This is a genomic window from Marivivens sp. ABH4_498, assembly GCF_056160585.1.
Genome location: NZ_JBSWXL010000005.1, coordinates 87343 through 108371, shown reverse-complemented (window position 1 = coordinate 108371; position 21029 = coordinate 87343). Strand labels below are relative to the sequence as shown.

The 21029-nt window shown below is 57.0% G+C and carries 20 protein-coding genes; 14 read left to right on the top strand and 6 right to left on the bottom strand.

Features of this window, described 5'->3' with window-relative positions; genetic code table 11:
- The first annotated feature begins 8 nt into the window (after window positions 1–8).
- From ACXAGA_RS12235 to ACXAGA_RS12225, 3 genes are all read left to right on the top strand, one after another.
- A complete protein-coding gene (locus tag ACXAGA_RS12235) occupies window positions 9–986 on the top strand; it encodes a branched-chain amino acid ABC transporter permease (protein WP_475117759.1) in 978 nt (325 codons plus the stop codon).
- A 119-nt stretch (window positions 987–1105) separates the two neighbouring features.
- Window positions 1106–2416, top strand: a complete 1311-nt coding sequence (locus tag ACXAGA_RS12230) for a hypothetical protein (RefSeq protein WP_475117758.1) — start codon at window positions 1106–1108, stop codon at window positions 2414–2416.
- A complete protein-coding gene (locus tag ACXAGA_RS12225; RefSeq protein ID WP_475117757.1) occupies window positions 2413–3012 on the top strand; it encodes a tetratricopeptide repeat protein in 600 nt (199 codons plus the stop codon). Before ACXAGA_RS12230 ends, ACXAGA_RS12225 begins: the two co-directional genes overlap by 4 nt.
- A 232-nt stretch (window positions 3013–3244) precedes the next feature.
- Here ACXAGA_RS12225 and ACXAGA_RS12220 read toward each other — a convergent pair whose 3' ends face one another.
- Window positions 3245–3448: a hypothetical protein gene (locus ACXAGA_RS12220; protein WP_475117756.1), complete on the bottom strand. Its 204-nt coding sequence runs from the start codon at window positions 3446–3448 to the stop codon at window positions 3245–3247.
- A 70-nt stretch (window positions 3449–3518) separates the two neighbouring features.
- Between ACXAGA_RS12220 and ACXAGA_RS12215 the strand changes: the two genes are divergently transcribed.
- The 9 genes from ACXAGA_RS12215 to aroQ all read left to right on the top strand — a co-directional run bounded on the left by ACXAGA_RS12215 (window position 3519) and on the right by aroQ (window position 12872).
- On the top strand, window positions 3519–4424 hold the full coding sequence (locus tag ACXAGA_RS12215) for a helix-turn-helix domain-containing protein (RefSeq protein ID WP_475117755.1): 906 nt from the start codon (window positions 3519–3521) through the stop codon (window positions 4422–4424).
- Window positions 4425–4514: 90 nt separating this feature from the next.
- On the top strand, window positions 4515–5687 hold the full coding sequence (locus ACXAGA_RS12210) for an acyl-CoA dehydrogenase family protein (RefSeq protein ID WP_475117754.1): 1173 nt from the start codon (window positions 4515–4517) through the stop codon (window positions 5685–5687).
- 8 nt (window positions 5688–5695) lie between these two features.
- Window positions 5696–7219: an acyl CoA:acetate/3-ketoacid CoA transferase gene (locus tag ACXAGA_RS12205; protein ID WP_475117753.1), complete on the top strand. Its 1524-nt coding sequence runs from the start codon at window positions 5696–5698 to the stop codon at window positions 7217–7219.
- 77 nt (window positions 7220–7296) lie between these two features.
- A complete protein-coding gene (locus ACXAGA_RS12200) occupies window positions 7297–8190 on the top strand; it encodes a LysR family transcriptional regulator (protein WP_475117752.1) in 894 nt (297 codons plus the stop codon).
- 161 nt (window positions 8191–8351) lie between these two features.
- The gene (locus ACXAGA_RS12195; protein WP_475117751.1) at window positions 8352–9353 is read left to right on the top strand and encodes a Bug family tripartite tricarboxylate transporter substrate binding protein; all 1002 of its coding nucleotides are present in this window, start codon (window positions 8352–8354) and stop codon (window positions 9351–9353) included.
- 119 nt (window positions 9354–9472) lie between these two features.
- Complete coding sequence (locus ACXAGA_RS12190; protein ID WP_475117750.1) at window positions 9473–10018, top strand: tripartite tricarboxylate transporter TctB family protein; 546 nt, start codon at window positions 9473–9475, stop codon at window positions 10016–10018.
- A 12-nt stretch (window positions 10019–10030) separates the two neighbouring features.
- A complete protein-coding gene (locus ACXAGA_RS12185) occupies window positions 10031–11542 on the top strand; it encodes a tripartite tricarboxylate transporter permease (RefSeq protein WP_475117749.1) in 1512 nt (503 codons plus the stop codon).
- Window positions 11539–12405: a shikimate dehydrogenase family protein gene (locus ACXAGA_RS12180; RefSeq protein ID WP_475117748.1), complete on the top strand. Its 867-nt coding sequence runs from the start codon at window positions 11539–11541 to the stop codon at window positions 12403–12405. The genes ACXAGA_RS12185 and ACXAGA_RS12180 overlap by 4 nt, the downstream gene beginning before the upstream one ends.
- A gap of 29 nt (window positions 12406–12434) precedes the next feature.
- Window positions 12435–12872, top strand: coding sequence for a type II 3-dehydroquinate dehydratase (gene aroQ / locus ACXAGA_RS12175; RefSeq protein WP_475117747.1), 438 nt, complete (start codon window positions 12435–12437; stop codon window positions 12870–12872).
- 130 nt (window positions 12873–13002) lie between these two features.
- Here aroQ and ACXAGA_RS12170 read toward each other — a convergent pair whose 3' ends face one another.
- Window positions 13003–14199 carry a PucR family transcriptional regulator gene (locus ACXAGA_RS12170; RefSeq protein ID WP_475117746.1) on the bottom strand — a complete coding sequence of 399 codons (1197 nt, stop codon included), beginning with the start codon at window positions 14197–14199 and terminating at the stop codon, window positions 13003–13005.
- 113 nt (window positions 14200–14312) lie between these two features.
- Here ACXAGA_RS12170 and ACXAGA_RS12165 point away from each other — a divergent pair, with 113 nt between their 5' ends.
- Together ACXAGA_RS12165 and ACXAGA_RS12160 are read left to right on the top strand one after the other, a co-directional pair.
- Complete coding sequence (locus ACXAGA_RS12165) at window positions 14313–15800, top strand: flavin-containing monooxygenase (protein ID WP_475117745.1); 1488 nt, start codon at window positions 14313–14315, stop codon at window positions 15798–15800.
- 88 nt (window positions 15801–15888) lie between these two features.
- Entirely contained in the window at window positions 15889–16737 is an 849-nt protein-coding gene (locus ACXAGA_RS12160) for an SDR family NAD(P)-dependent oxidoreductase (RefSeq protein ID WP_475117744.1), read from the top strand.
- A gap of 101 nt (window positions 16738–16838) precedes the next feature.
- Here the strand turns inward: ACXAGA_RS12160 and ACXAGA_RS12155 are convergent, their stop codons facing one another.
- From ACXAGA_RS12155 to argE, 4 genes are all read right to left on the bottom strand, one after another.
- Entirely contained in the window at window positions 16839–17822 is a 984-nt protein-coding gene (locus ACXAGA_RS12155) for a hypothetical protein (protein ID WP_475117743.1), read from the bottom strand.
- Between the two features lie 119 nt (window positions 17823–17941).
- Complete coding sequence (locus tag ACXAGA_RS12150) at window positions 17942–18772, bottom strand: helix-turn-helix domain-containing protein (RefSeq protein WP_475117742.1); 831 nt, start codon at window positions 18770–18772, stop codon at window positions 17942–17944.
- Window positions 18773–18871: 99 nt separating this feature from the next.
- Window positions 18872–19720, bottom strand: a complete 849-nt coding sequence (locus ACXAGA_RS12145; RefSeq protein WP_475117741.1) for a PhzF family phenazine biosynthesis protein — start codon at window positions 19718–19720, stop codon at window positions 18872–18874.
- A gap of 145 nt (window positions 19721–19865) precedes the next feature.
- Window positions 19866–21029 (bottom strand): acetylornithine deacetylase, encoded by a 1164-nt coding sequence (gene argE, locus ACXAGA_RS12140; RefSeq protein ID WP_475117740.1) that lies wholly within the window; start codon window positions 21027–21029, stop codon window positions 19866–19868.

The window sequence follows — 21029 nt, the reverse complement described above, 5'->3', positions numbered from 1 at the left end:
AGACTGACATGACACGCTCTTCGCTGATTTCCGCTGTTATTATTGTGGCCGCTGTGGCCGTGCTGGCCCTTGCGCCGTTTTGGGCCGATCGCGCTGATCTGCGCCTGTTGATGGAGGTGCTGGCTTATCTGGCACTTGCCCAGATGTGGAACCTTCTTGCGGGGTACACAGGATTGGTTTCGGTCGGGCAGCAGGCCTTTGTTGGGCTAGGTGGCTACCTGTTCTTTGCGATCGCAATCTTTAGCGGGATACCTGTTCTGGCCGCTTTGCCGATTGCGGCGCTGGTCACAGGTCTGATTGCCATTCCGACGGGGTGGATCGCGTTTCGCCTGAATGGGGCCTATTTCGCCATCGGCACATGGGTCATCGCCGAAGTCTTTCGACTGCTGGCCGCACAAAGCGCAGCGCTGGGTGGGGGATCGGGCATTTCCCTGCCCGTGGCCATTGCCCGTTCGCTCGGCGATAGCCGCGGCGCGCGCGAGATGGTGATGTATTACCTTGCTTTTGGAATCGGAGTGTCATCGGTGCTACTGGTTTGGTTGCTGCTGCGTTCGAAATGGGGGCTGGCGCTGACCGCGATCCGCGACAGTGAAATTGCCGCCGAAACCGTGGGCGTCGCCACCCGCCGTGCAAAATTCTTTATCTACGTGGTGACGGCTGCCTTTACTGGCCTGGCGGGCGGATTCATCTTTCTGCAAAAACTGCGGATCACACCCGAGGCAGCTTTTTCCGTCAACGACTGGACTGCTTTCGTGATCTTTATCGTGGTAATTGGCGGGATCGGAACGATCGAAGGGCCGATCCTAGGGGTCATCATTTTCTTTGCCCTGCGCGAATTCGCAGCTGATTGGGGGGCATGGTATCTGATCCTGATGGGTGCGGTCGCGATTGCGGTGATGCTGGTTGATAAACGCGGCGTTTGGGGTGCCATTCAGGCCCGTACTGGCCTGGCCCTATTCCGCGTAACGCGCCACCTAAAGCTGTAGTTTTTCCCACATTTAAACATTTCAAAGGCCGCCAATTAGATTTGGCGGCCTTTTTTCGACGGAAATGATGCAGTGTACCGTTTTTATGTTAGACCACGTAAATATTGAAAGAACCTAACATGTTAGATCGTCGTAATTTCCTTCAGATCAGTGTCGCTGCCGTTGGCAGTTCGGCGCTCATGTCCCTTCCTGCTATGGCCGCTGGCGCTGCGGTTCAGTCAGCCACGGCCATCACCGAAGTTTACGGTGACGGGCTGCGCTTTGTTGCTGTGGCGTTGGCCTATTCCGCGCCTGTGACGGCGGCTGATCTTTCCGCCGACGCGTTTTCGGTCGAAGGGCGCACCGTGACGGACGTCTATCCCGCCACCAGCACCGATCCTGCAGATCGCGCCGACGAAGGCAGCTATGTCATCGTGGCGCTTTCGGCGCAGGATGATGCCGCATCGCTGGCTATTCCCCGCGAACAGGGCGGTCCGTCCGATGGCGATCAGGGCGGCGAAGGCAACGGTGGCGGAGCAGGTGGCCCCGGCGCCGCGGGCGATAAAACGACCCAAGGTTCGAAATTCAATGAACCCTCCGCTGACATCACCGTTGCGGGCGAGACGCTAGAGACTACGGCCGTCCGCAATCTGATCGTCGATGATTTCCAACAGTTCGTTTGGAACGACCCCGAAACGGGCGACACTCTGCAATACAACCTGTATGTGCCAGCGAATTACGATCCTGCTCAGACCTATCCGCTGGTCAATTTCATGCATGACGCAGGCGCAACCAGCACCGATGTCCTGACCACGTTGAAACAGGGGTTGGGGGCGATCAACTTTGCCAGCGCCTACGATCAGGCCGCGCGTCCCGCTTTCGTACTTGCGCCGCAATATGACGAAGTCATCGTCGATGACACCTCTACCGCGTCTAGCATGTTGCAGACGACGATCAACCTGATCACCGCGCTGACCAACCAGTATTCGATTGATCCGGCGCGCCTATACACCACGGGTCAATCAGGCGGCGGCATGATGTCGATTGCGATGAATATCGCCTACCCCGATTTCTTTGCCGCGTCATTCCTTGTGGCGTGTCAGTGGGATGCATCGCTGGTTGCGCCCATGGCGGGGAACCGCATTTTCATCCTTGTCAGCCAAGACGATGCCAAGGCATTCCCCGGACAGGTGGCAATTACCGAGGCGCTAGCGGCTGAAGGCGCAACCGTTGCGCGTGCGACATGGGATGCGACGTGGTCCGACACTCAATATCAATTCGCATATGACGATCTGATGGCCGAAGGCGCAGACATCAACTTTGTCACTTATGCCCAAGGATCGGTGTTGGACGGCGAGGCCGCCGAGGGTGCCAACGGGCATATGAACACTTGGAAATATGCATATAGCGTGCCGCAGCTGCGCAAATGGTTGCTAGAAGGGGACGCATGATGTCCGTCCGAAATTATGGCTATATCCTGATGCTTGGGGCCTGTTTTATCGGCGCCAATGTCGCGTTGGCGCAAGACGCCACAACCGACACTGCTGTATTGCAAACGCAGGCCGATGCAGGCGATACGCGGGCCATGTCCGAGCTAGGCAAAGCCTATCTAAACGGCGACTGGGTCGAGGCGGATGCCGCGCTTGCGCTGTCCTATTTCGAACAGGCTGATGCCGCAGGCGACCGTAAAGCGGCGCGTTATCTAGGGCTGATCGCCGCGCAGAACGGTGATCTGGCCCAAGCCGCCCAGTGGTATGCCAAAGGCGCCCAAAACGGTGATATCACCAGCCAGTACTACCTTGGCCTTGCCTATCAGACGGGCAGCGGCGTCGCGCAGGATTTCGATTTGGCGATGCAGTGGTTCGAAACCGCAGCAGAGCGCAGCGATGTCATCGCGTCGGACGGGATGGTCGGCATGGCCTCGCTGTATGAGGCGGGTCAGGGGGTCGCTATTGATATGGATCTTGCGATCACGCTGTATCGTCAGGCCGCCAATCTGGGCAATGAGGCAGCTATTGCCGCCCTCATGCGCCTTGGTGTCGAATAGGCCAACGCCAAAATAAAGGAAAACCGTTTCAGCGTTTGGCGAAATAGCGTGTGGCGTCCATCGTGGTCACGCACACGTTTGAATATGCTCCCGAAGCTTCGATGAACATGGATTGCAGGGTGGTAGCGACATCGTCGAGCACCTCCTGCCCACGGCGAGTTTGGAGCAGAGGATATCGCATATTGGTGGCAGTGCGGCGTTGATCGCATCCTTTTGCACCTACCAGATCCCGTCATCTACGGCGATGAAAAGAAAAGGCATGGATAAGCATTTGGCCCACAGGGACGTCATCGGGGATCATGTAGGTAACGGGTTTGATGGTGGTCAACCCATAGGCCCCGTCTTTTTCGGTAAATTGCGTACGTAGGTCGGCTTCGCTGACTTGAGATGGGACCGCTTGGCGGCGTTTCTGACGGGCAAAAATTGTCATCAACATGGCGACACAAACCGCGCTGGACCCACTGCGCGAATATTGCAAGAGTGCAATAAGCGTGGAAAGGAAAAAGATGGACGAGAAATCTTCGATAAGTCAGGTTGCAAGCGTCTTTCTTTATGGCGAGGAAACGCGGGACGACGGATTGGAAGCCCTCCATATCGAGCCGCTGCGCGAACGGTCCATGCGGCACGATTGGGTCATTGCGCCGCATCGTCATCCCGACCATGTCCAGATGATGCTGATTACCGAAGGTGGCGGAATAACGCGGTTCGAAGGGGTCGACGTAGAGCATCTCGCAGGCGATTTGGTGATCCACCCAGCGGGAATGATCCATTCGATCCGCTATCAAAACGGCACCGAAGGGATGACCATCACAATGGCACGGGACGATGTCACTGCGCTGCGTGGGCTTTTGCCGGATTTGGAAAATTTGGTCGCGGTTCCCCGCTGCGTTTCGCTGGCGGATCGGCAGAATGATATGCGGCATAGATTTGACCGTATCTATATGGAAACGCGAACAAAAAATATGGGCTGGCGCGCTGCAGTACAGGGCCAAATTCTGATGATCCTGACGGATCTTTGTCGGGTTTCGCTGGCCGCTAATCCACAGCCACGAAACCCGCGTGACCGTGAATTGACGGCACGGTTTCGGCAGGTGGTCGAGGCGCAGTTTCGCAGTTCGCGAAGTGTTGCGAACTATGCCGCCCAATTGGCCATTTCTCCGCAGCGGCTAAATGGTGCGTGCAAAAACGCAGTCGGGCAAAGCGCATCCGATATTCTGTATCATCGGATCATTGCCGAAGCGCGGCGGGCTCTGGCTTATTCTGAAATGACGGTCGCTGAAATTGGACATGATTTGGGTTTTGCCGACCCTGCCTATTTCAATCGTTTCTTCGCGCGCCACGTTGGGCTGCCCCCCGGCGAATGGCGCAGCAAGTTTACCGCAACCGAAGTGGACAGTCGGGGTAAAGTTTAGTTGAATCGTCCAACTATTTGGATGTTCCGTCCATTTCCAAACCAACTGCGGCGATCCAAATTGGGTCGCCAAGATAAGGGAGGATTGGACATGGATTTTTCGCTCAGCTTCGAACAAAAACTATTGGTCGAAACCGTGCGCAATTTCATTGCGGACGAGCTCGCGCCGCTAGAGCAGGGGATAGAAGACACAGGTCGCATTGCGCCCGAAACAGCCAATGCGATCTTTGAAAAATCCAAAGAACTGGGCCTTTATGCCATGAACATCCCTGAAAAGTTCGGAGGTGGCGGGTTGTCCGCGCTAGAGACTATGATGGTCGAAGAACAGTTCGGCAGGACCACGGATATTTTGATCCGCCGCGCTTTCGGCAATGTTTACGAGGTGCTTTTATCGTGCGTCGGTGATCAAATCGAACGCTGGCTCACGCCCTGCGTAAAGGGTGATCGGGTTTGTTCAATCGCCTTCACCGAACCTGATGCGGGATCCGATGCGGCGGGGATCAAAACGCGGGCGGTGCGAAAGGATGGCAAATGGGTGCTGAACGGGATGAAGCATTTCATCTCGGATGGCGCGGTTTCCGATTTTTTCGTTGTCACCGCAGTGACCGATCCAGATGCGGGCTATCGCGGCATTTCGATGTTCCTTGTCGATAAAGGGACGGCAGGGTTCACGGTGGGCCGTGACCAGCCCATGATGGGTCTGCGGGGCACCAGTCATCTGGAATTGCATTTCGACGACGTAGAGTTGGGCGATGAAAATCTGCTTGGCGTCGAAGGTCAGGGGCTAAAGCTGGCTTTGTCGGTTCTGGGCCGTGTCCGTCTGGCGCAGGTGGCCGCGCGCTCTGTCGGTAAGGCGACCAAAATTCTGGATATGACGCTGGACCATGCCAACGATCGCCGCCAATTCGGACAGTCGCTGGGCGAATTCCAGATGGTGCAGCAGATGCTGGCCGACAGCGCCATCGAAATCAACGCCACCCGCACCGCTTTGTGGGAATGTGCGTGGCAGATCGACGAAGGCATGGACCCGCGCGCGAAAATATCAGCGCTCAAGGTGCAGGCCTCTGAGATGTTGGGCCGCGTGGTGGATCGTTCGATGCAGATTTACGGCGGTATGGGCTTTACCAAAGATCTGCCGATTGAACGGTATTATCGTGACGCCCGTATTTACCGCATTTTTGACGGAGCGAGCGAAATCCATCGCGGCGTTGTGGCCAAATCCCTGCTCAAGGGTGGCCGCGACCTATATGATCCTTATCTGTGAGGCGCGCCATGAAGAATAAATTCATGACCGCCGAAGAGGCAGTGGCCCTAATCCCCGATGGCGCGATGTTGGGCCTGATCGGTGGTGGCGGCGGACTGTGCGAAGCGGTCGAATTGCATGCCGCCTGCGAGGCACGGTTTCAAAAAACGGGTCATCCGCGCGACCTTGGGTTGCTGCACTCGCTTGGCATCGGTGATCGCGAAACGCGCGGCGTCAATCGGTTCGCCCATCAGGGTATGGTGCGCAAGGTGATCGGCGGCCATTGGGTTTGGTCCCCACGGATGCAGCAGATGGCGGCGAATAATGAAATCGAAGCCTACGTTCTGCCCGGTGGTGTCGCGATGCAGCTGTTGCGAGAGATCGCGGCAGGCCGTCCGGGGCTGATCACCCATGTCGGTCTGGGCACCTTTTGCGATCCGCGCATCGATGGGGGGCGCATGAACGAAGCAGCGTCCGATGATCTGGCCGAGCTGATCGAAATTGGCGGGCGCGAATATCTGCGGTATCTGCCGTTCGCTGTGAATGCTTGCCTGCTAAAGGGGTCCATCTCGGATGAGGATGGGAATATCAGCCTAGACGAAGAACCCGCCAATGTGGACAGCTATGCCATGGCGGCGGCGGTTCATAATTCCGGCGGAGTTGTCATCGTTCAGGTGCGCGAAAAGGTGGCCAACGGAACGCTTGGCGCGCGGCAGGTGCGTATTCCTTCGGCGCTGGTCGATGCTGTTGTTGTCGTGCCCGAACAACGGCAAGGCTATGATATCACCTATGACCCGACGATTTCGGGGCAAGACCACCGTGACACCGGCCCAGTCGAGGCACCCGCCTACAGTCCGCGTCAGATCATCGCCCGCCGTGCGCGTACGGAATTGCGCGACGGCATGGTGGTGAACTATGGGTTCGGTATCCCCGATGAAATTGCGGCATTGATCCGCGCGGACGGGGATCAAAAACGCTATTATCAGACGATCGAACATGGCACCTACGGGGGCGAGCTGCTGACAGGCACGCTCTTTGGCTATGCGCGCAATCCGACCTGCATGATCGACGGGCCAAGTCAGTTCGATTTCTATTCGGGCGGCGGTCTGGACACTGCCTTTCTTGGGTTTGGTGAATTTGACGGGTCAGGCAACGTGAACGCCTCAAAGCTAGGTGGTTTGCCTGTGGGTCCGGGTGGCTTTATCGACATTGCCCAGAACGCAAAAACCGTGGTCTTTGTGGGCACGTTCGATGCGCGCGGGGCCAAGGTAGAGGGCGTAGACGGGAAACTGGTCATCCATTCCGAAGGGACCGTGCAAAAGCTGGTCGAGGCTGTCAGCCAGATCACCTTTAGCGGAGCGCAGGCGATGGCGCGCGGACAGCGTGTGGTCTTTGTCACCGAACGAGCGGTGTTTGAACTGCATCCGGACGGGATGCACCTGATCGAGGTCGCCCCGGGTCTGGATGCGCAGGTCGATGTGCTAAGCAAAATCGGGTTCAAAGCAAAGGCCGAACGCGTAAGGGCCATGGCCGCCGACTATTTTCGGGCCTAATCAATCGCTATTGGCGCGGCGCATGGGTGCAGATAGGGTGAGGGTCCTAATGCCTACCTGCCCCCGTGGAGACCGCTATGCCCGAGATAACCCTGCGCCAGATCGAAGCGATCCGTGCGGTGATGCTGCGCGGTACAATTTCGGGGGCGGCGGATCACTTAGGTGTCTCTGCCCCCGGGATTTCGCGGATCATCAAACACGCCGAAGATTCGCTTGGCGTGCGTCTGTTTGAACGGCGCGGTGGGTCCTTTGTTCCGTCCGTAGAGGCAGAGTTGGTCTTTGATCAGATCCGCGAGGTCTATAAGGGTGTGACCAACTTGCAAACCGCGCTGAATGGGTTGCATGACGGCAAAGGGGTGCAGCTCAGTTTTGCATCGGCGCCGTCGACGGCCCAATATGTGGCGCCGCAGGTTATGAAATTGATGCGCGCGCGTTACCCCGATCTGTTTATGGACCTGAACATTCTCAAGATCGAAGAGACGCTAGACTACTTGCTACTAGAGCGCGGCGAGTTTGTTGTGATGTCATCGGCCATCGACAACGAGGCTTTGGAAAACGTGGAAATCGGGCGCGGGCGGGTCAAGGTGATTTTGCCAGCAGGTCATCCGCTGACGAAAAAGTCGGTCGTTTCGGTTCATGATCTGGCCCAAGAAGAGATGATCGGCATCGACCCCTCCGACCCTTTCGGTGCAATTGTCGCACGACCCTTTGAAGAAGCGGGGCTAGAGATTCGCCACTCTATGCGCGGACGCTTTGCCCAGACCGTCGTGACATTGGTCAGTAAGGGGCTTGGCGTTGGTTTGATCGATGCTTTTTCGGTTTCAGAGCTGGATTCAGCCAACGTTGTTTTGCGCCCGCTGAAAGAAGAGGCCTACGTCAAAGTCTATGTAGTCACTAAGAAAAACAGGGTTTTATCGACCTATGCCGAAACCGCGATCCAGACCTTTTCCAAGCAACTGCAGGCCGTTTAACCCTGCCTCAAGGCGACATTAACATCATGTTAAAAGGGATGCAAAATTTGTATTTGACGTTATTTGATGTTTGATTAACGATGCGTCAAGTTTCGTGAGGGGAGGCTCGGAACGGGCAATTCTCCCTGTCACGGACTTCAATTGTCTTATGGGAGGACACCATGAAAAAATTCGTACTAGGTGCGGTTTCCGCACTTGTTCTGTCTGCAACCGGCGCAATCGCTCAGGATTACCCGTCCAAAGAGATTCAGGGCATCATTCAGTGGGGCGCTGGTGGCTCCACCGATACCGTTATGCGCTCTGTGACGCCCCACGCCGAAGAGGCGCTTGGCGGCTCCATCGTGATGCAGAACATGACCGGCGCAGTTGGCGCAATCGCTCTGAACTACGTGGCTGACGCTGACGCAGACGGTTACACCGTGCTGATGGGCGCAGAAAACCCAATGCTGTATAAAGTGATGGGTCTGGGCGACAAAGACTATTCTGAATTCACCCCGATCAACATCCTTGCTCGCGGTACTCCAATGCTGGTGGCTAACGTTGATGCGCCTTTCGACGATTACGCAGGCATGATCGCCTACATCCAAGAAAACCCAGGTGAACTGCGTCTGGGCGCAACTGGCCCTGGTGGTCTGCCGTCGGTCATCACCGCGATGATGAACACCGTCGAAGGTGAACTGGACGTAATCTCGGTTCCTTACGACGGTGACGGCCCTGCGCTGACCGCTCTGCAGGGTGGCGCAATCGACGTGATGCCTGCTGTTCTGGGCGCCGCAATCGAAGGCATCCGCGCAGGCAACATGAAACCGCTGGCCGTCTTTGACACCGCAGAAAACGAAAAACTGCCAGGTGTACCGCCGGTGACCGCTGCTAACGAAGGTTACAACACCTACCTGCCATGGGGTCCATTCTTTGGTGTGTTTGCGAAAAACGGCACGCCTGAAGACGTGATCGCCGCTCTGTCAGCTGCCTACGCCGAAGGTGCAATGCACCCAGACTTTGTCGAACTGATGGACAACCGTGGTTTCACCATGATGGGCATTTCGGGTGACGAAGCTGAAGCATTCCTAACCAAATGGCAGCAGGGCACTGCTTGGCTGCTTCAGGATGCAGGTCTGACCAAAGCATCCCCAGAAGAGTTCGGCATTGCTCGTCCAGAGTAATTTGATCGCCTAATATTCGTTACTGAAAACGACAGGCGCCGCCCTTTCCGTGCATCGGGCGGCGCCGCGCGTTTGAAAACGCGCTTTCGAAGAAACCTAGGTGAGGAGGCCTTTGGCGGATGACCGATCCGAAACACGATATCATTGATTTCGCAGCACCCGACGATCCCCCAGTGCGCACCCGTAAACCAGGGGAAGTCGCCTTTGCGGTGATTGTGACGGTTCTTAGTGCTGTTCTGCTGAACAGCGCCTATGGCATCTCGGGTTTCGAGGCGCTCTCTGCCCCCGGTTCGGTGCCGATGGCCACAACGGCGGTCATGCTGATTGCCTCACTCATCGTCCTGCGCAAAACGCTTCGTAGACCAAAAGAAGAGGGCATGACCTTTGGCAAGGATATCCTGCCGCTGCGTGTGATCATTCTGATGGCGATGCTGGTTGCGTTCGGAATTGCCTTTACTTCGCTTGGGTTTATCCCGACCACCGCGATCTTTTTGGTGATCGCTATGAAATTTTTGGCCAAGCGGAGCTGGCCTCAGACGCTGATCGTGGCTTTCGGTAGCCTTGTTGCGATCTGGCTGATTTTCCGCGTGGTGTTCACCGTTCTGCTGCCCGCAGGCATCGTGCCCGAAGCCGAGATGCTGCAGTTCTTCCGTAATCTATTTTAAGGGAATGTGACCGTGGAAACTTTTCTTCAACTCATCACCGTCGTCACCCATCCCGAGCTTTTGCTACTTGTCGGTCTAGGCACGTTTCTAGGCATCTACATCGGCGCGATCCCCGGTTTGTCGGTGACGATGGCCGTGTCGATCCTGATTTCTTTTACCTTTTCGTGGGATGTCTACCCGGCTATCGCGCTGATGGTCGGCATCTATATGGGCGGTGTTTACGGGGGCTCGCGAACCGCAATTCTGCTGAACATTCCCGGGGCTCCTTCTGCTATTGCCACGGCGATGGATGGCTATCCCATGGCCCAACGCGGAGAGGCGGGCGAAGCAATCGGTGTGACCACGACCATGTCGTTCATCGGCGGTATTCTAGGGATCGTTGTGCTGGCGTTGGCTGCGCCCAAAGTGGCCGACTTTGCGCTGAAGTTCCAGCCGCGTGACTATATGTTGCTTGCCCTTCTGGGTATCCTGCTTGTCGGTTCGCTATCCGCAGGCAGCCTCGCCAAAGGCGTTTTGGCGGGTTCCTTTGGGATCGCAATCGGGGCAGTCGGTATGGACCCGCTGACCTTTACACAGCGGTTTACATTTGACATCCCGCTGATGAAATCGGGGATTTCTTTTATTGCCGTCATGATCGGTATGTTCGGCGTGTCCGAAGCTCTGATGCAGTTGCACCACGTTGACACCGCAGCCATGCGTCAAAAAATCAATCGCATCGTTCCGTCGTTCGGTGCGATCAAAAAACACCTGCCTTTGTCCCTGCAAACTTCGACTATCGGGGTTATCATCGGCGCGCTTCCTGGAACGGGCGGTGATATCGCGGCGCTTATGGCCTATGACCACGCCAAACGCGTGACCAAAGATCCTGAAAGAGAGTTCGGCGATGGCGCGATGGAGGGTCTGGTTGCCCCCGAAACCGCCAATAACGCCGCTGTTGGCGGGGCCTTTATTCCGATGATGACCCTAGGGATTCCGGGCGATGCGGTGACCGCGATCATGATCGGTGCGCTGTTCATCCACGGGTTGAATCCCGGGCCGATGCTGATGGTCGATAAACCGGAAATGTTCTGGTTCATCGTGGGATCGCTGTTGGTGGCCAACGTGTTCATGCTGATCTTTGGTCTGACGGGCATCAAGCTTTTTACCAAGATCGTCGAAATCCCGCGTGCCTTTCTGATCCCGTTGATCATGTTGCTGTCCATCGTCGGCGCCTATGCGGTCAATAACTCTGTCACCGATGTGTACTGGATGCTTGGTTTTGGTGTGGTTGGCTACTTTATGCGGCAATACAACTACCCCTTGGGTCCTGTTATCCTTGGCGTGATCCTGTCGCGGCTTTTGGATGAAAACTGGCGGCGCGCGATCATTTCCGAACGCGAAGATCTAGGACGGTTCTTTGGAGGCCTGTTCTCTAGCCCGCTGTCGATTGTGCTGTTTTCGGCGGTGGTGCTGATCTTCTTGTCGCAAACGCCTGTCTTTAAATGGATCAAATCACTCTGGGCCCGCAAAGAGGTACAGGAATGAACGCTCCGCTGCGTCTAGGTCTGATTGGTGACAACATCGCAGCGTCTTCTTCTCCCTTGCTGCATCTGACAGCGGGGGAGTTGACGGGGCAGGGTGTGCGTTATGACCGCCTTGTGCCTGCCGAACTGGACTGCGATTTTGACACTCTTTTTGATCGGTGCCGCGATCAGGGCTATCGCGGGCTCAACATCACCTATCCATATAAGGAACGGGTGTGCGACAAGGTGCAGGCTTCTGAGCCGCTGATCGAAGCCATCGGTGCGGTCAACACTGTGCGTTTCAGTGCGCAAGGGGCGATCTCTTACAACACGGATTATAGCGGCTTTATCGCGGCATACGAAAGCGTGCGCGGGAAAACAGCCCCCGGCGTGACGACGCTGATTGGTTCTGGCGGCGTTGGTCGGGCGATTGCATTCGGGTTGGGCACTTTGGGTGCCAGCGAGGTCCGTATCTTTGACCGCCAAATTGATAAAGCCCACGGTCTGGCCAATGATTTGCGTGCGCAGTTTCCTAACCTGACCCCTGTCGTCGCCACCTCTATCGAAGAGGCCTGCGACGGCGCGCAAGGGTTGGTCAACGGCACGCCCATCGGCATGGTCGGCTACGAAGGCACCCCCGTTCCCGCGCCGTTTTTGGCTGGGGCGAGCTGGGTTTTCGATGCTGTCTATACCCCACTGGTGACGCAGTTTCTGGCGGATGCGCAAACTGCGGGCCTTGAAATCATCTCTGGCTGGGAACTGTTTTTCTGGCAGGGCCGCCACGCATGGTCCATCTTTTCCGATTTGGATGTTGATACGCCTGAGCTGAGAAAGCGTTTGGAAGAGACCCCTAAATCCACACCTGTCGACCGTCACCCCGTTTGACCGGTCACTTGGAACGAAAGCGAGAAGCAATGAGCAAAGAAATCTATATTCTGAACGGCCCGAACCTGAACCTTTTGGGCAAGCGTCAGCCTGAAATTTACGGTCACGATACGCTGGACGACGTGTCCCGCAACTGTGCGGCGGTAGCCGCCGAATTCGGTCTGTCGACCAACCTTCTGCAAAGCAATCACGAAGGCCAGATTGTGGATTGGATTCACGAGGCCCGTGAAAAGGCAGCCGGTATTGTCATCAACCCTGCAGCTTTGACCCATTATTCCATTGCTGTTCTTGATGCGCTGAACACGTTCGAAGGCCCAGTGATCGAAGTCCACATCAGCCAAGTGCACAAACGCGAAGAATTCCGCCACACCTCGTTCGTTTCCAAACGCGCTGATGTTGTGTTGGCGGGCGCAGGTATCCACGGCTACGAACTTGCCGTGCGCCATATGGGCAAACTGCTAGGCTAACACGACGCCTTTGGCCGCGCCGAACGAACGGCGCGGCCTTTTTAATGCGCGGTGTCGTCCTTTGACTTCGAAGAAGGACAACTTAAACTGACTCAGGCAAGTGTCTGGGAAATTAGGGGCACCTCACTATTTAATTCCGGCGGGGCATCCAGTGCAGCAGTTCCATGGCGGCCGATAGCTCTGCGCGGTTCGCTGCAAGTGGCGCTGGCAAACGATCCTCGATCTGCGCGAGTTGTCGCATGACGGTGTTGCGATGCAGGCCGAGCGCCTCTGCCGTTGCCGTCATACTTTCCCCCTGCCGCAGATAACAGCGCAACGTCTTGAGCAGTGCAGGCGTTGCCGTTTCGCAGCGGCCAAGCACCTCGGAGACAAAGCGCCGCGCGCGCGGTAAATCTGCCATCAAAAGTGCCGGTAGCCGCGTGTCTTCGTGACGGGCGACGCGTATATATTCGGGCGCCGATGCCAAGACCCGCTGAGCGGCCTGCGCCGCAGCATGACTCTGCCGAAAACCGTCCAGCCCCCGACCAATCGTCCCGACGGTGATACGCAGATTGGGCGGACATAGATTTTCTAACGTCGGCAGCTCAGCGCCGTCTTTGACAGGGCACCAAACCCAACGACGCAAGCTGTCATCGTTGATTGACAGTAAATGGCCTTCGCTCAGGGTCGCTAGGTTCGACACCAGACGATCCAACACCGATGGCTCCATGCTTGGATCCGTCCCCCAGACAATTAGCGCAAGGTGTTCCTGATCCAGCCGATAGCCGAGCCTTCTTCCTGCAGCTTGGACGTCAACCTCTAGTCCTTCGAGTATCTGTGTCACCAACAGGCGCCGTTTTTCAGGCGAACCTGCGGCCATGTCTGCCAGTGCACGGGCGGTTTCCGTTCGGATAACGCGTGAGGCCTCTGCCACGAAGGCTGAAATCGAGCGGTGCGAAAATTCCAGTACCGAACGTAGTTCTTCTGGGTCTTGGGTCAGTGCAAAAACAGCCTCGCTCCAGACCTGCCACGCTATGGCATGGCCAGCCTGAAACGCCGCAAGTGCCGTTTCGCCTTGCCCGCTTCGGGCATTTTCTTGTGCCGCGCGCAGAATATCCGGCGTCGCCTCATAGGTGGGGATGCTCTCAGGGTCTAGGATAGTGCGGCTCAACCATTGTTCTAGGTTGATACGGTTGGACCGTCGCACTCGCGCCGCGATGATGGGGTCTTCGGTCGCGCCAATGGCCGCAACCACGGCCGCATCTAGTGCCAGCATCCCGTTCTGATCTGCACGTGCGCGCGTTGCCGCGTCGCGCATGAGCGAGTTTCGGCGATCTTGCGAAATCATCAATGCCTCTTTCCGATTGAGCAATATGCACGATTAATTATCATATATGGTGCGTTCTGCATCTAAATTCCTGCTTCTACGCTTTCTATGGTGAGCGTAGGGAGGAATTTACAATGCTCGATACGATGTCTGAACCAGCGTTCAGTGACGTCCTAATAATTGGTGCGGGGCTGTCCGGCATCGGATGCGCGGCTTATCTGGCGCAGCAGCGGCCCGAAACGTCCGTCACGTTGCTGGAAATGCGTGATGATCTAGGTGGGACGTGGGATTTGTTCCGTTATCCCGGTATTCGGTCGGATTCCGACCTTTATACCTTTGCCTATGGTTTCAAACCGTGGGATCGGCCTGAAACCATTGCATCAGGCCCCGAGATCAAGCGCTATATCGGAGAGGCAGCAAGCGAGGCTGGTATTCTTGACCGCATCCGTTTTGGCCGAAAGGTCACGACCTGCGACTGGTCATCGGAAAAGGCGCTGTGGACCGTAACCACCAAACTAGCCGACGGGACCATTGAGGTATGGCGCGCGCGCTGGATCTTTTCGGCGACAGGATACTACGACTATGGCCAAGGGTATCGCCCGAACTTTCCCCAAGAGGACAGCTTTGCGGGTCAGATCGTCCATCCGCAGCACTGGCCCGAGGGGCTGGATTATGACGGCAAACGGGTGGCGGTCATCGGCTCTGGCGCAACTGCAGTGACGCTGCTGCCGGAATTGGCCAAACGCGCTGCCCATGTCGTGCAGGTGCAGCGCACCCCCAGCTACGTCATGCCAATACCGGCGGTTGACCCTTTGCTCGGCCTGTTTCGCCGCATTCTGCCAAAGGACCGCGTGGGGGCGGCGCTGCGTCGCAAAAACATTTGGAAACAGAATATCGTCTACCGTCTGTGTCAGCGATACCCCAACCGGATGCGCCGTCTGATCCGCTGGGTAAACCGCAAACAATTGCCCGACGCCTATCCCGTCGACACGCATTTTAACCCGCCGTATGACCCGTGGGACCAACGCCTTTGTGCCGTTCCCGGGGGTGATCTTTTTCACGCGCTGTCAGACGGATCATGTTCAATCGTCACCGGCGACATCGCCCGTTTTACCCCCAGTGGCATCGAAATGCAGGATGGCACATTAGTCAAAGCCGACATCATTGTGACCGCCACTGGCCTGACCCTGCAACTGATGGGAGGGGCGCAGTTCAGCATTGACGGCGCAAAGGTGCGCTGGTCCGAACACTTGGTCTTTAAGGGGATGATGTTGGATGGCATCCCGAACTTTGCGATGGCGGTGGGCTATACGAATTCGTCTTGGACACTCAAAGTCGATCTGCTGTGCCAATATTTCTGCCGCCTGCTGGCAGAGATGGAGGGACGCGGAATGGCGGTCTGCAGCCCCCAGCGCCCCGAGGGCCATATGGAAACGCGACCGTTGCTGGATTTCGCGGCGGGCTATGTCAAACGCTCTATCGATACGTTGCCGCGTCAGGGGCCCGAGGCACCTTGGGTCATGAGTTTCAACTACCGATCGGACGAAGAGATTTTTGCCAAAGGCGCTGTGATCGAACCAGAAATGAAACTGTCGCCACTGCCGCAAGGGGCCACCGCTTGAACCGCGCATCGGGCGATCAGGCCGCCGCCGTCGCGCCGCTGTTGTCGGCGCGGAACACGTCCCACATTCAACAAACGGACATCCGGACATGAAAGATATCTTCACCGATCGCGTTGCGGTCATCACAGGTGCGGGCAGCGGCATTGGGCGCGCCCTTGCGCTTGCCTTGGCAGAACGCGGCGCGCGGCTGGCCCTTTCGGACATTGACGTTGCAGGGGTCGAAAACACCGCAACCGAGGCCCGTCATCGCGGCGCAGAGGTGACAGCCGATTGGCTCGATGTGGCTGATCGTGCAAGTTTTGCGGCCTACGGCGAACACGTATTGGAACGGTTTGGCCGTGTGAACATGTTGTTTGGAAATGCGGGGATTTCGCCCACCAATGACACTTTCACGCAGATGCCAGTTGCAGAGTTCGACAAGGTCATGGTGGTAAACCTTGACGGCGTTTTGACCGGCGCGCGCGTCTTTCTTCCGCATCTCATTGCCAGCGGCGATGGACATTTGGTGACAATTTCCAGCCTGAATGGACTGATGGCGCAGCCGCATATGTCGCCTTATGTGACGGCAAAATTTGCGGTCCGCGGCTTCTCTGAGGCGATCCGTCAAGAGATGCTTTACGACGGGCATCCTGTTGACGTGACAGTGGTGCATCCGGGCGGAGTGGCAACGCAAATCGCATCGCGGCGCGCAGCAGAGATCGACGCCCTTCCTGCAGTCAAACAGCCCGCCGCCCGCCGGCGTTTGCAGGTCTATCAAGAGAAATTGTTGAAAATGCCCCCCGAGGCAGCTGCGCGTCAGATCCTAGATGGTATGGCGCGCGGGAAGCGGCGGATTGTTTTGACGGGTAAAGCAAAACGGCTTGATCTGATTGTGCGCTTGATGCCGGAACGTTACCCCGTTCTTGTCGCCAAAAAGATGAAAGAACTTTTTGGGTAACGTTCGGGCAGTCGGATCGACTGTGGTATCGCTGCGTTAGTGACGGATCAAAGGGCCCACCTGTCGTTGTCTACGGTTGGGTTGGCCAGTCCCGAAAATTTTCAATTTGCGGGGGCGTTAGGCCGGATTTGGTGCCAAACTGCGTAAAGGTACGCGCCATGGATCGCCGAGACCAGCAACACCGGTACATACGCCACAGTGGTGCCCATCACAACGGCATAGCCGATGTCATAAAGGTGCAGGATGATCGGAAGACCGAAGATGATCAGCCCGTCTTCTTTCATGTCGATCTGACCGGCCCGCTTGCGGAACATGACCAAAATGGCAATGGCGACGGCAAAGTTCAGCACCAGCATAGTGATCTCGCTTGCTGCGGTAGACAGGCTAGGGTCGAGGTTGCCAAAGAGCAGTACACGGTTCAGCGGTGTGCCCAGCGACACCATGTTCAAGAAACCGGCGACGAAGGGATAAAGATAGCCGACCAAGCGCAGACCCGTTTTGGCATAGACCCAGCGGAACAGCAGCGTCCAAGCGGTGTAGAACGCCATCAGGTACATCCAGCCAGAAAAATTGTAGAACGGAATGCCAAAGAAACTTTCGTCATAGCCCGGATAGGTCCAGTTCCACTGACCAGCCATCGTACCGTCTGTTAGCGCGCCGGGGTGGGTTTGGTTCACAGCGGCAGCCACATCTGCCGCCAAGGGATGCAGATCAAAGACCGCAGCCGGGTCAATCGTCATATCCTGCACAGATCCGAACAGGCCCACCACAAGCGGGATAAGCAACAGTGGAATACGCAGTGTGAGTGCTAGGTTCAGCGCGGCATACCAGATCGCAGCCTCTAACATCAGGATTTCCAGCGGCACAGCGCCGACCATAAAAATCCGCGTCAGATCATAGTAATAGGTTTTGGCTTCCAACGCGCCAACGTTTTCAAAAAGCGCCGCACCAAGCATGAAGCCAAATAGTTCCAGTATCTTGATAAAAGCGTTGTCCTGTTTGGTTGCGTGGTTGACCGCCATAAAGAAGATAACAAAGGCAAAGACCTCTGTGATCAACCAAGAAATCGGGGTTCCGAATAGCATGTTTGTGATCCTTAAGCTGCGTCATCAGGGGCGTGTTCCGCCCTGTCGCACAGCATCTACCGCCCTGTTGGCCACTCCAACAGTGCGCCTACTCAGAAACAAATCGGCTTATCCTGTTGTCAGCTGCTGCGCCGCTTTACCCGCCATGCGCGTGGTGTCATCCCGTGGGACTTTCGGAAGGTTCGAATGAAATGGGTGACATCGCCATAGCCCACCGCGCCTGCGATTGCCTCGACCGAGGCAGAGGTTTCCACGAGCCGACGGCGCGCTTCGACCATGCGGTGTTCACGTAACCAGTCCCCGATTGTCAGCCCAGTTTCCTTGCGAACCGCATGAGAGATCCAAGAGGCAGAGCGTTTTACAGCGCGTGCGATGTCGTTGATCGACAAAGGTTCCAGGCAATGCGCCTCGAGATGCGCGAGCGCCGCGCGGACCACGGGCGACGCCGCCAAAGGGGCCTGCGGCGCGTTGTCGTGCATTTCGCGTTGCAGCTCGATCATCAGAAGCCGCAGCAGTACTTCTGCGGCCTGTTCACTGCCCCAATCGGACCGCTGCTGTTCTGTATAAAGGTCGGTCACGATCTGTAAAAGACGCTGCCAACGGGCGGGCGCGGGGTTCAGGCGCAGCGCGCCCCGCACGAACAGGCTCTGCGCCGGCAACAATTGGGTGATCGCCGAGGCATCAGAGTGCGCATGACCGCCCATCGCGCCAAACAGGGCGAGCGCGACGGGATCAAATCCAATCAGCCACCCCGCCATGTCCCCCGCCTGCAAGAGCTGTAATTGCGCACCTGCTGGGATAAAATGAATGTCGCCCGCCCCGATATCTAGAGCCTCGACATGCCGTGCCCTGCCGCTTCCTTCGGTTAGGATCAAAATGAGATGACAGCCCGCGACCGACACGGCATCGGGTGTCGCTGTTCCAAGCGTCTCAAGGCGCAGGACTTTCATCGGTCGTCCATTCGCGCCAAGAGCATCGAGCGACAGGAAGTTGGGTGAATGTGACAAATAATACCTTTATTTGGGTGCGACTGACAGGCCGACTGTACCTCAATGCTGGTCTATCATCACATGTGCTGTGCCTGCCACGTGGATTGGTGTGCCAACCTCGTCGGTGAGGCTGACGTTAATGATTGATGGCGCTCCCATATCCTCTCCTTGTCGAATGACGAAGTGCCCGCCGTGCGGCCAGCGTTGGTCCCGTAGGTAGCCTGCAAAGGCAGCCGCCGCGGCGCCAGTTGCCGGGTCTTCCAGCACGCCGCCCGATGCAAAGGCGTTTCGGACGACAAAGGTCCGCTCGTCTTCTGCATAGACAAGCATAATCGTTATCAGCCCATGCTGCCGCATGACCGTGCGCCCTTTATTCAGGTCATAGTCTATGGTCGCAAGCCTGGCGCGATCGTTAAGGGCAAGCATGACGTGGTCTACGCCGCCATGAATACGGGCAGGTGGCAGGCGATCGTCAAGGTCGCGGGTCGTTAGGCCGAACAACGCCAAAGCGTCGGCTGTCTCTTCTTCTGTTGCGGCTTTGCTTCGCGTCGGCGGCGAGGTGAGCGTCGCGGCCATACCTGTCTCTGTTGCCTCAGCCTCAACGGAAATAGTCATGTCGTTCAAGGTTAGATTGTAGGTTCCAGAGCCAAATTTTTCTCCGAGCACAGCGCCAAGAGCGATGGTCGCGTGCCCGCAGAACGGCACTTCTGATTCCGGTGAGAAGTAGCGTGCGCGCCAATCATAGACCCCATCGCTACCGCGTATCGCAAACACTGTTTCAGAGTATCCGACTTCTGCGGCGACGCGGGCCATGTCTATGTCGGCAACGGGAGCGTCTAGCAGAACGACACCTGCTGGGTTGCCGCCCCGCCCATCATGGCTAAAGGCAGCGATGTGTTGGATGTGCATGATCTGTCCTCTCGTTCTGAATTGCCGGACAGTTCCGCCGACAATGGGGGCGTCTAATTGGCTGAAATGATCAATCCCAGAGTATTAAGGCGAAAAATTGCAATGTGAATCAATTTTGGGTGTATTGTGGCGGCTTACGGCCGGGTCATAGCGACGGTGTATGTGCGCCGATCCGCTCTAGCATGTCGAGCGATTGGGAGAGTTGATCGAGGGCGATGAATTCGTCGGGTTTATGTGCCTGCGCGATAGAGCCAGGGCCACAGATCACGGCGCTCATGCCGATCTGTTGAAACAGTCCCGCTTCGGTGCCAAAGGGCACGACATCCGCGCCATTGGCCCCCGTTAGTTTCATCACCAGATCGCGGGCCGCGTTATCGTCCATCGGCGTTAGGCCGACGACTTCGCCAATCACTTCGGTGCTGATATCGGCATGGGCTGCGATTTCACGCATTTGCGGCAACAGAGTGTCGCCCACATAGGCCGCGATCTGGTTTTTGACAAAGTGCATATCGGCGTCGACCACGGGGCGCATTTCCCATTCCAGCACCGCTTTGCCTGCAATGACGTTATGCGCGTGCCCGCCGTGTAGCGCGCCGATGTTGATCGTGCTGTGGGGTGGTTCGAAACGGGAACCTGCGGGGGCGCGGGCGATCAGGGCGGCGCGTAGCTCCATCAGGCGGGCGATGTAACGGCTTGCGTATTCTACCGCGTTCACGCCCAGATCGGGCGCGGATCCGTGCCCCTCGGTGCCTGTGAAGGTCACGGTGTATTCGCAGCAGCCCTTGTGCCCTTCGATCACCCGCATCTCTGTCGGTTCGCCGATCAGGGCAAGGGCAGGGCGGGTCTCACGGGACTTGAGAATTTCGACCAGATTGCGCGCGCCTAAGCAGCCGACCTCTTCGTCGTAGGTAAAGGCAAAGTGGATCGGACGCGCATCGGCCCGTGATTTGAGCGCGTCGAGGCGGGTCAGGCAGGTGGCGATGAACCCCTTCATATCGCAGGTGCCGCGGCCATAAAGCTTGCCGTCCGCCTCGACCATTTTGAAGGGATCGGTGGTCCATGGTTGGTCCTGAACGGGTACAACATCGGTATGGCCCGACAGTAACAGCCCGCCCGATCGATCAGAACCGAGTGTCGCGTAAAGGTTGGCTTTGGTGCCGGTAGCGTCGTTCAGAACGTCGACCTTTGCGCCTGCGTCTTCTAACCGCTCTGCGATGTAATAGATCAGGCCAAGGTTGCTTTGCGACGACACGGTTGGGAAGGCGATCAAATCGCCAAGAATGTTTTTACAGGTGTCGAGATCGGACAT

Excerpts from the sequence above, each read along its gene's own strand:
- ACXAGA_RS12160 (WP_475117744.1), top strand. The coding sequence starts at position 15,889 with ATGAAAGATATCTTCACCGATCGCGTTGCGGTCATCACAGGTGCGGGC.
- ACXAGA_RS12225 (WP_475117757.1), top strand. The coding sequence starts at position 2,413 with ATGATGTCCGTCCGAAATTATGGCTATATCCTGATGCTTGGGGCCTGT.
- ACXAGA_RS12220 (WP_475117756.1), bottom strand. The coding sequence starts at position 3,448 with ATGTTGATGACAATTTTTGCCCGTCAGAAACGCCGCCAAGCGGTCCCA.
- ACXAGA_RS12215 (WP_475117755.1), top strand. The coding sequence starts at position 3,519 with ATGGACGAGAAATCTTCGATAAGTCAGGTTGCAAGCGTCTTTCTTTAT.
- ACXAGA_RS12205 (WP_475117753.1), top strand. The coding sequence starts at position 5,696 with ATGAAGAATAAATTCATGACCGCCGAAGAGGCAGTGGCCCTAATCCCC.
- ACXAGA_RS12210 (WP_475117754.1), top strand. The coding sequence starts at position 4,515 with ATGGATTTTTCGCTCAGCTTCGAACAAAAACTATTGGTCGAAACCGTG.
- ACXAGA_RS12165 (WP_475117745.1), top strand. The coding sequence starts at position 14,313 with ATGCTCGATACGATGTCTGAACCAGCGTTCAGTGACGTCCTAATAATT.
- ACXAGA_RS12195 (WP_475117751.1), top strand. The coding sequence starts at position 8,352 with ATGAAAAAATTCGTACTAGGTGCGGTTTCCGCACTTGTTCTGTCTGCA.
- ACXAGA_RS12200 (WP_475117752.1), top strand. The coding sequence starts at position 7,297 with ATGCCCGAGATAACCCTGCGCCAGATCGAAGCGATCCGTGCGGTGATG.
- aroQ (WP_475117747.1), top strand. The coding sequence starts at position 12,435 with ATGAGCAAAGAAATCTATATTCTGAACGGCCCGAACCTGAACCTTTTG.
- ACXAGA_RS12180 (WP_475117748.1), top strand. The coding sequence starts at position 11,539 with ATGAACGCTCCGCTGCGTCTAGGTCTGATTGGTGACAACATCGCAGCG.
- ACXAGA_RS12230 (WP_475117758.1), top strand. The coding sequence starts at position 1,106 with ATGTTAGATCGTCGTAATTTCCTTCAGATCAGTGTCGCTGCCGTTGGC.
- ACXAGA_RS12150 (WP_475117742.1), bottom strand. The coding sequence starts at position 18,772 with ATGAAAGTCCTGCGCCTTGAGACGCTTGGAACAGCGACACCCGATGCC.
- ACXAGA_RS12190 (WP_475117750.1), top strand. The coding sequence starts at position 9,473 with ATGACCGATCCGAAACACGATATCATTGATTTCGCAGCACCCGACGAT.
- ACXAGA_RS12145 (WP_475117741.1), bottom strand. The coding sequence starts at position 19,720 with ATGCACATCCAACACATCGCTGCCTTTAGCCATGATGGGCGGGGCGGC.
- ACXAGA_RS12235 (WP_475117759.1), top strand. The coding sequence starts at position 9 with ATGACACGCTCTTCGCTGATTTCCGCTGTTATTATTGTGGCCGCTGTG.
- argE (WP_475117740.1), bottom strand. The coding sequence starts at position 21,029 with ATGTCCGATCTCGACACCTGTAAAAACATTCTTGGCGATTTGATCGCC.
- ACXAGA_RS12155 (WP_475117743.1), bottom strand. The coding sequence starts at position 17,822 with ATGCTATTCGGAACCCCGATTTCTTGGTTGATCACAGAGGTCTTTGCC.
- ACXAGA_RS12170 (WP_475117746.1), bottom strand. The coding sequence starts at position 14,199 with ATGATTTCGCAAGATCGCCGAAACTCGCTCATGCGCGACGCGGCAACG.